Source organism: Gilliamella sp. CG25, from assembly GCF_046635705.1.
GTDB lineage: Bacteria > Pseudomonadota > Gammaproteobacteria > Enterobacterales > Orbaceae > Gilliamella > Gilliamella apicola_I.
In genome coordinates, this window is record NZ_JBIDFJ010000020.1 from 1 (window position 1) to 10,160 (window position 10,160).

The 10,160-nt window shown below is 38.6% G+C and carries 3 protein-coding genes; all 3 read right to left on the minus strand.

From position 1 onward, the window contains the following. Positions 1 to 5,882, minus strand: a 5,882-nt coding sequence (locus tag ACGH6P_RS10910) for an SdrD B-like domain-containing protein (protein ID WP_411597470.1), incomplete at its 3' end; no start/stop codon positions are given. Beyond that, positions 5,882 to 9,433 carry a hypothetical protein gene (locus ACGH6P_RS10915; RefSeq protein ID WP_411597471.1) on the minus strand — a complete coding sequence of 1,184 codons (3,552 nt, stop codon included), beginning with the start codon at positions 9,431 to 9,433 and terminating at the stop codon, positions 5,882 to 5,884. The genes ACGH6P_RS10910 and ACGH6P_RS10915, both read right to left, overlap by 1 nt. Positions 9,434 to 9,854: 421 nt before the next feature. Then, positions 9,855 to 10,160, minus strand: a 306-nt coding sequence (locus ACGH6P_RS10920; protein WP_411597472.1) for an SdrD B-like domain-containing protein, incomplete at its 5' end; no start/stop codon positions are given.

Genomic DNA, 10,160 nt, shown 5'->3' on the forward strand with positions numbered 1-10,160 from the left:
ATTTTAAGCACATAATCATGTCGGCTTAAACCTGACACTTCAAACAGACCGGTTCGATCATCAACCTTAATCTCCTGTTCCTCAAATCCTGATTTTGCCGATGTTAACACCAGTTTCGGCGTAATTGGCGTACTTAAGGCGCCAAAGGCAATATCATTTGCGCTGTATTTTCCGTCGTTATCGGCATCGATCACCACATAACCTTTAATAACCGCACTGCCGTGATAACCTATTTCAACGCCATTCACCGCTGGATTTTGCTTTGAAAGATTAACCGTTAATGATAAGTCTTTTGCCGTCGCTGCCACCGCTTTATTACCCGTTTGGGTATAACTCAATTGGTAACTACTCCAGTCAGCCACACTTTGCGAATTGTCTGCCGTGATAATCCAATCGCCAAACGATAAGTTATCCACTTCAAAATGACCATTACTGTCAGTAATAGCTTGTCGGGTAAGATTGCCATCCGATCTTTTCAGCGTTAATTTCAGTCCTGTTAAATCTCTATCTACAGCAGTGTTCGTTTGACTGTTATCGACATCAATACTCACATGACCTTTTATCACACTATTATATTTATATGCTGAACTATTAGTTAACTCGTCTTTTGTTAACGAAGTAAACACATAACTATCACTATTTCCAGGGATGACACGGTTCGCAATTAATTGTGTTCCTTCCGGTGTGCTAACCTTAATTTGATAGTTACCGCCTTTCGGTAATTTTTCAAACTGATAGTAACCTGAATTATCGGTGTTAACCTTTTTAAGTTCAACGTAATCCGTTACACCCGGCGCCTGATAATTAAGGGTTACATTGATGCCCTTAGTCCCTTCGTTATCCTGTCTATCTCCACTTTCATTTTCATCAATCCAGACATCACCACCGATTTTTTGTTTTCCTACCAATAGATAATTATTATTTTGTGAACCATCTTTTGGTAAATTTGCGATCGGAATAATAATATGTTTCGCGTCTTTACCGGCTGAGCTTTGTTTAAACGCATAGTCGGCATTAGTGTCTAATTTAAGTATCACGGAATAGTTAGCATTATCACCAAACATCAAGTTAGAAAATTTGTACTCACCATCCACGGTTTGTTGAGTCATCAATAGCTTACCGGTACCATCTAAACCATCACGTAACTCAACAGTCAATGCTGTTTCGCTATCAAGTAAATGTGCAAACGCATTTAACTGAGTTAAATCGGTATTATTATCGGCATAATCAACATAGATTTTACCTTCGATACCTTTATCACTCGCTTGTTTGTAATAGAAATTATTGTCTTTTATGCCCACATTAGTTAAATCTAAACTAGATAAAGTATCAATTGGTTGAGTGGTACCTTTACTGTTTTTAACTAATGAATAATTATCTGGCGAGGTTACAACATTAATACTATATTTACCGGAAGGTAAGTTATAGAAATGATATTCACCGTTAGCATTTGTATATTGACGAGCGATCTCTGTTCCGCTTGAATCAATTAGACCGATCAATACATTATCAATTGGCAATTCAGGAGATGTGCCGTCAATAATAGTTTTACCCGCAATACCACTATTAATCGCTTGATTACTACCTATACCTGCCGATGGTGAAGTATTTGAACTTCCTGCTAATAAGAAATATTGGTTTTGTACTGTCTTTCCAACATCTTCAAAGTGAATCGGTTTTAAATTGATATTTGTGTTACCCTCTGCATTAGCAATAACACCAAAATCTTTTGTGGGTTCAATTTCAACAATATAATCAGTATTTAAATCAATACCACTAAAGCTATAGTAACCTTTCGCATTCGTTTTTACTTCACGATAAAACGTACGATTGGAACCATCAAATTTATATAATTTGACGTTTATATCTGGTACCGCCATGTCTCCGGTTTTATCAACATTAATTTCTAGTGTGCCATTATTGTTAATATCAACCATTACATGACCGGTGATCGCCGCATCGCCGTTTTTCTTGTAAATAAAATCTAAATTATCACCCGTTACTTTTGGTGTTTTTCCATCAATGGTAATACCCGTTACTGTATTTGAAACACTCTTTAATTCATAACGTTGTTTATCTAAACCCTGTTCAGTAACTTTAACGGTATAAGTATCATTAAATAAATTTTTAAAGTTATATAGACCAGATTTATCGGTTTTAGTTTTTGCATAGAGTTCACCATTACGATATAACTCAACGGTGACACCCGAAATCACAACATCATTTGTGCCCGGAGTAAAAAAACCATCATCGTCATAATCGTAATAAAGTCGACCACTGATCTCTGTATCATTTTTCAGTTTTACTAACCAGTACTGATCTGGTGCTCCCAATAAACCTGAAGGTGCAACTTGCATATATTCCAGATTTGTTTGTACTTTTGTTGGCAGATAAGCGCCTTTTAACTGACCACTGTTACCGACCAATTCAAATTGCGTGGTATCCAAACCAGTTAAACGTAATAACATATTGGTTAGATATAATTTTCCTCGCGTTGAATTCGCAGCTGTATAAGCAAATTCGCCCGTGTATTGTACACTTTTATCGATAAAGTCAACTTGATCCAAAATATCGTCAACATTACCGTTAAAATATCCCGGGTAGATGCGAGGGGTAAAAATACCACTTACGGTTAGCAAACCTTTATTATATTGAATGAGTTCTTCTTTAGTGAGCTCAACTGCTTCATCTTTGTTTTTAGAACCTGTTACATCCAAGTAAAGCTTGCCCGAAATTGCCTCGGTCGTATTTGATGATGAAACTTGAGCTTGCATTAGGAATAGATTATTTTTATCTAAATTATTGGCAAGTGAACCATCGGCTAATACTTCAAAATCTAACGTTCCTGGTGGTGTTGCTGGGTCCATATCTGCAATATCGATAAAATTATCACCCTGATTGTGAACGACACGATATCTGCCTTGAGGCAATGATTTTAGCTTGATCGTTCGATAGTAATCACCAATATCACCCCATTTTTCATAATCACTTCCATTCCAGAAGTAAATTTGAAAATATCCATTTCCATTCTCAATCGTTTGCTCACCTGCATACTTCATATCACCATTGAGATCATTAACAGGCGCCCCCGAAAATTGTCCTTTTCCTTGCATTAGAAAGTGCTTAGTTAATGGCATATCAAGTTGTTTAAACTGTACTTTATAACTTGGTGCTAACTCTTTATCAGGATTAGTGACAGCCGTTGTCCCTGGATAGATAGTTTTAACGATATAAGTCACATCTCGATTAATACCATCTTGTTGCCCTTGAAAGCTATATTCACCCTTGGCATTCGTTAGTTTTTTCCCAATAAAATTACTTCCGTTTTCAGTACAATCATTGGTACCGTCATCTTCGCAAAGTAAAACAATAGCATTCTTTAAAGGTAAGTCATTAGCATTGTACATTTGCTCGGTTTGTATCTCACCATCACCTAACCATGTATCTAAAAATACTGAGCCACGAAGTATGTGTTGATTAATTTTTAATTTATACCAGATGTTAGTATCTGTGTTATATTTGTTACCACCACTCGCATTAACAATAATGCTCGATATCATTTTTCTATTATCATTAGGATCGATACTCGAACCACTATTCTGATCATTATTTTCGAAATCAATATCGCCATTCCTTATATCACTGCCGCCACCATATTCCTGTTTAGCCGTAACACGATACTCTCCATTAGGCAAATTAGTGAAATTGTAATGACCCTTGTCATCTGTTGCGAATTCGGTGATAACTGTCCATTCTCCAAATACTTCACGCTCCAGAGTAACCCGATTTTGTTTAATTGGTATATCTTGATTTGGATTATAAGTACCCAAAGTACCAGAGTGACTATTATTTAAATAAACATATCCGGAAATCGTATTGGGTCTTGTTGGTGTAAAATAGAGGGTATCTCCCCAAGTTTTAGCCGGTGCAACATTAACCGAATATTCGCCATTATATGATTCGGGATAATCCAAATTATCTTTATCATATTCAACAACAGAATAATAAAACAAACCCGCATGATCGATAGGATAATTTTGTGAGCCTCTTACGCCATAAAAACCCGGCTTTTGATAGCTGACTTCTAATTTATTACCTTGTAAATCGGTTGCTTGAGTCACACCATCTTCTTCAAAAAAGACAATTTTAGTATAAGTACTGGCGGTAATCGCTTCGAGCCCATTAATCGTTGAACTCCAGCTCCATTCCCCATTGGCTGTTTTCAAATAATTGACGACTAATAAATTACCTAAATCTTTACGTATTGGTGAATACCAAAAGTTTTGGTTGGTTTTTTGCTCATTAAGTTTAGGTAAAATAATCTCTTTAGCAGCAATATTAGCTTGTGTACCATTACTTAATGTGACTTTACCTTTATGAATACTTTTTGATTTAGAGGAGGTACTGGTTGATTTACCGTCTGTATCATTGACAAAAATATTTTCATTTAAATTTATATTTGATTCCGTGACAACAACTTTATAATCTTTGTTTTTTACTAATCCAACAAACTGATAGGTGCCCAAATTACCGGCTGTTAATTGAGAAGCAATTTTTTCCCAATCGGTTCCATTATGTTGGTAAAGTTCGACAGTGGTATTAATTCCTGTACTACCCAGAGTGGCAAGCGGAATATTATTGCCCGTTTTACCTGAATCTGGACCTGCTTTAATATATTGCTGAGGTCCTAGTACAAACACATTTCCAGATATACCAGCTAACGTTGTATCGTTCGGATCCATTTTTAATAAAAATGTCGGACCACTTGTTTGATTATTTTCGTCTGTTATTTTAACGTTTTGTTCAATTTTACTAATTGGAATATAAGGTGCTTTAACATTTGTTACCTTAATGTCATAACTCGCCACCGCTAAGTCTTTAAAACGATATCGACCATTATCAGTAGTAGTCATTGTTTTTGTACCCAGTACTTTGGTTGTCGTGCCAGGATAAAAAAGCTCGACATTCATATCAATCGCACCGGTATCAAAATCTACTGTATAGATCCCATCACCATTTTGATCGATAGCGACAACACCATCGACACCCCATTCATTACGTGGTTTAACATTAAACACACCTTTTTGGTTTTTACCCGCCATATTAAAACTAATTTTGTCAACGTAGGCGTTTTTGCTATCCGGTAACGTTGCATCCCATAAGGCATATTTGATTTTATTACTTGAATCTGCAATAAAATCTTCTGCATCAACCACCATATCATACTGATGCCCTTTTAAGGTATTTTTAAGTTCGACTGTACCACTATTACTTGTTACAAAAATAGGAGTTTTGGAAGAAGCACTATAAATTAGTCTAACAGGAATATTCTTTGCACCATTTCCTTTGTCGTCTTTTATCGCTAAGTTGATATCACCGCCTTGCCCTTTGATAAATAAGTTCTGAGCAGAGGCGCCGGTATCCACTATCAGTTGTACTGAGCGATCAATGGTTTCACCTTCAGTCGTTTTGGCAACAATCCTATATGTCCCCAGGAATGGCGCATCTAATTTATAGCTTCCATCTTGGTTGGTTGTTGCATCAGATAATAGTTTTTGGTTACTATCATATAATTCAACTTTTAAACCCGTTAACGGCATTTCCGTTTTGCTTGCCGTATTATCATAATCTAAATAGACTTTTCCACCTATATCAAAGCCATACGCAGTTGATAGTGTCACCATCGATATAAACGCTGAGGCTAATAGTTGTTTTATACCCCTTAGCATTCTTTTTTTCACTGTTGCATGATGTGCAGTTCGCATTATCTTTTCTCCTGATATGCGCAAATTCTCTTCTTTTCGTTTTTCTACTTTTCGGTTTGATTTGATTTGCACGGATGAATACATCTGACCTCTATTAACTTTTTGCCAACTGTTCATTAGAAACTCCCTACTACATTGACAAACCAACCATGTGAACGGTAGTTCAGACGCGTTAAGTTGTCATTGTAATCCGTAAAGTTATAACCTATTCCCATCTTGATATTGTCACCGACATTTCGGTAAATACTGGTCACAACCCCGTCTTTATGGTCATCTGCTAGGTTTGTACGTAACGTTCGACCTTCTATCTGGTATTCCCAGTCACCTGTCTTGTAATTGAGGCGAAGTGCATATAAGCTTGCTCCTGATGAGTACCACGTGCTTTCACCTTTATAACGTAAATGCCCTTGTCGGTGCGCCGCTTTAAACGCTGTTTCCCAGTTCGCATTCCACTCATACACACCTTCTAATGAACACACCCAACTTTTTTGGTCATACAGGCTTGAGGTATAGCTTTTGCTATTTGACGATGTTGAATTTGCTATCAGCTGATCATCCGGATCTAAACCATACACATACGTTAGCTTTCCGAATAAATTCAGGTTATTGATAGATAACGGGCGATAAGCAAAGCCTAATGTCGATTCCGTGTAGTTACTCACCACTTCACTGTTGTTATCGTGCTCTCCTAACGTTTTTGCAAAATCAAACTGTGCCATCCAGCTTAGGTTCTCGTTCACGGTCGTTTTTGCCCGGTTGGTCGTTACCCATTGACGGATCCGCTCACTACCTTCATCTATCCGGTATTCCACCCGGTTACGTACCTGAACAGTATCATTTTTATAACCATATCCTACTGCATACACATCCCGGCGGGTTTCATCATTTCCGGTTAAACTGGTATTGCGGTTTCGGTAACGATTATTCACCCGCCCTACCGAGTAAGACCCCTCTATAAATTGTGCTTCCGTCGGTTTATAACTTACCCCATAAACATCAGAAGTGGTTCGGTCAATTTTGGTGGTTTTAAATTGACGCTCTGAGTAAAGCTCCATCTGACTGGTCGCTTTGGTGCGTCCCCCAACAATTGTCGTAATACCCCGCCCCGAGGTCGAGTCCACATCATTTAAGACTTTGGTATATAAACTGGTGCGGTCATTTACATCCCAGCTCCCCTGAACACCACCACCGGCCCCCCGATTTGATGCAAATACTTCTGCACCCAAATTGATGCTTTCGGTAATTTGTGAACTGTATCCTAAGGTGGTACGGTTATCATTCGCCACATCGCCCGATTTACCTAACGTCAGCTGCTGAATGAAATAACCTTTATCCCGTCCGCCAAAAAACGAACGCTCTACTTTCGCTGCCACTAAGGTTTCACGGGTAGAAGCATCACCATAATTATGTGTGTTGCGTTGTTGTAACTCTAACGCCGTTTTATATAAGTCACCGAGTGTTGTGTAATATTGAGCACGAGCGATTTTTTCGACATAATTTGCCTTGTCTTTTTCACGACTGTAACCCAGTAAGATACCTTTTTTATCCGTCTCAAAGTCATAACGTAATTCGCCACCCCACTCTTCTAAATCACTGCTACGGGCTTTAGCAAAGGACGAAAAGCCTTTCTGCTGCATCGAATAGTAACCCGTAAAACTTAATGGGATATCCTCACCGGTCAAATCACTGAATTCGATTTTTTGATTAATCTTCCATGCTGCTCCCCGTGTATCACCTGATAACACCGTCTGATTAAATGATAAGCCACCATTACTCGACACAAAAATATCACTCATCCTTGCCTTACTTTTGGCATATTCAAAATGGGTATGCGTGCCTTGCGTCGGTCTGACAATGACATCTAGCCCTTTTAACTCATACGTTTCACCGCCTGACTGGTCTTCACTGATATACGTCCCACCAATTCGAACATGGTCGTTTAACCAGTGATAAGCCCGACCACCAAACACTTTTTGGCTTTCAAAGTCAAAACCGTCCGAGTAATATTCGTATTCCGCTATAATCCAGACCGGGTTACCCCCAACCAGATTACCGCTTTCAATAATTGAACTGCCCGTGCCACCGTTTGCCGTCATCGGTAGGGCTTTGGTTAACATCACCCGACCCTGAAATTGATTCACTTCATAATCAACCCCTTCGTTCAAGGTACAGGTGCTCAGCACCCGACCGGTATTGCGGTCACGTACCTCCATCGACAGCTTTAAACTTCCTTCGGTAATACGCTGATGTTTTAAAAAGTATAAACTACCACCGGTCGAGGCTAACTCAACATGACTGCCTCGCGTTTCACCGTTCGATAAAAACACCGTCGCGAATGTGCGGGTATCACCATAACGGGTTGAATGCTCACTTTCGTGATATAACTTTGCCCCATATAAACTGCGGTTAAAGTTGGCAAACTCATTGCCGGTAATTTGGGTGTTATAGTTACCCCATAACCCGTAACTTTTGCCCTTCTCTAATTTGATATAAAACTTCCCTTCCGTATCCACATCACTTTCTGTGGTCGAATCATCTCCGTATATCGGGTAGTAAGCTTGCGGGTCGATTTCTCGGATAAAACGAGTCGGGTCTTTTTCACCTAAATGTCCAAATGCATTTTTTAATTTCGTTTCAGTCGTGTCCAGATGTGCCGTTAACCGATAATCGCCTTTATTTGCTTTTAAGTAAAAAGCAACCCGACCATCCCAGCTCCCTTTGCCGCTGTAGTGATGACTGTCGGCATCTTCCAGTATCGAACGCCCTTTTCCACTAACATTGTTTTGTGCATACGTCACATCCACGATACCCACATAAAAAATGTCATCTTTCTTTTCAACCACTAACTTTTCCTGTTGCGATTGTTTCTGACCCGATTCATCCTGCCAGCTTATATCAAACTGATACTCACCCGGCGATAAAATCATCTCTCGCATCGCTCGACCTTGAGCATCCGCCACTAAAGGCTCGCCATTAAGCATCAACCCTTGTTTACCTTTTAAGCCCGTCATTTGAATGACCACTTTACGGTCTTGTGCACTGGTTACTATGCCCTGATGATCTATCCGGCTTTCGCCAAAGCCCGGTATCGTGCTCTCTGATTTTAATTGGCCAAATAATAAATGGCCTGAGCCCGATTGATTGTCCAGTTTGTTGTAGGAAATAAAATCACTGTTATGGTCCGCTATGCCTTGACCTAATGTCTTAAAAGATGTTGCATAAACACTGTCTTTCAAACCGTCATAACTGGTGGTGGTTAAAATCGCTTTATACTCGCTGTCTGTCGATAACGGCTCGCCATTATCGGTTTCACCACGCCATAACACCGCTTCATACGGACTGATTTCTTTAAATCGTAAGATCTTTAATGGTTGTCGGTTATCTAAATCCGATTGACGGTAAATGGTGATTTGATATTCTGCGATTTTGGTTGGGTAGTTAGTGTAAATATAAAGTCCCATTGGTGTCGTAAACAATCCTTGCGACGTCAACTTCACTTTTGGATTATAAATACTTAAATTAAGCTTTTCTTCTGCGTTAAACTCATCCCGAATAATATTTAATTTAGGTATATCTAAACTACCTGCATAAACATTATTGGAGCCAAGTAAAAAAGCAAAACTAATACTCAGGCAAAGTGGATGCCGGGTCCAGTTATGTTTTTTCATTTAGTTTATTTCCTTCCTCTTCTTCTAAGATCGATTATATTTTTTATTTCCGTAATTCAACTCAACATCAAAATTTATCCATAAACCTTAAAAATTGATTGATGACCAATCTTAATTAACCTTTGTTGATAAATAATAAATTAGCCAATCAATCAGTTAAAAAAATTACAAAATGAAATACTTTTATTAAAACTTTTTCATAATATTTACATAATACTATATATTGATCACAATAAACGATCAATATATATTATTCTGATCGCTAATTTCTATATTAATTGTTACTTTAATTAGCTGTTTATAGTTATTAAAAGTAAGATTAAGAGGATAGATTAATTAGAAATAAAAAACCCCCGATAGACGGGGGAAAGACCTGAAAGGATAGGGATAGACAGACTTCCTTGTCCGTCTTTGATGGTAATTACTGATTTACCTCGGTAACACCAAAATCAACTTTACTTGGTAATCCCGGCGATACTCTCACCACTTTTGGATTACGTCCACTTACTTTGTACTCTTTCGGTAAGCTTCGTGGGTCTAGTTTGATGACGAAGTTTGCACCTCGTTCCCAACGGCCTCCCGATACGCCAACTATATGGTAACGACCATGCGTATCAGTTGTGATGATTTCACCCCGAGCCGTCACTAACTTCACGCCGCCCAGACCTTCTTCACCTTCATCTTGTACGCCATTACCGTTGCGGTCGACAAACACTTTTCCGAAGAT

Bases quoted from the DNA above. Each gene is read 5' to 3' on its own strand.
- ACGH6P_RS10915 (WP_411597471.1), bottom strand. From the start codon at position 9,433: ATGAAAAAACATAACTGGACCCGGCATCCACTTTGCCTGAGTATTAGT.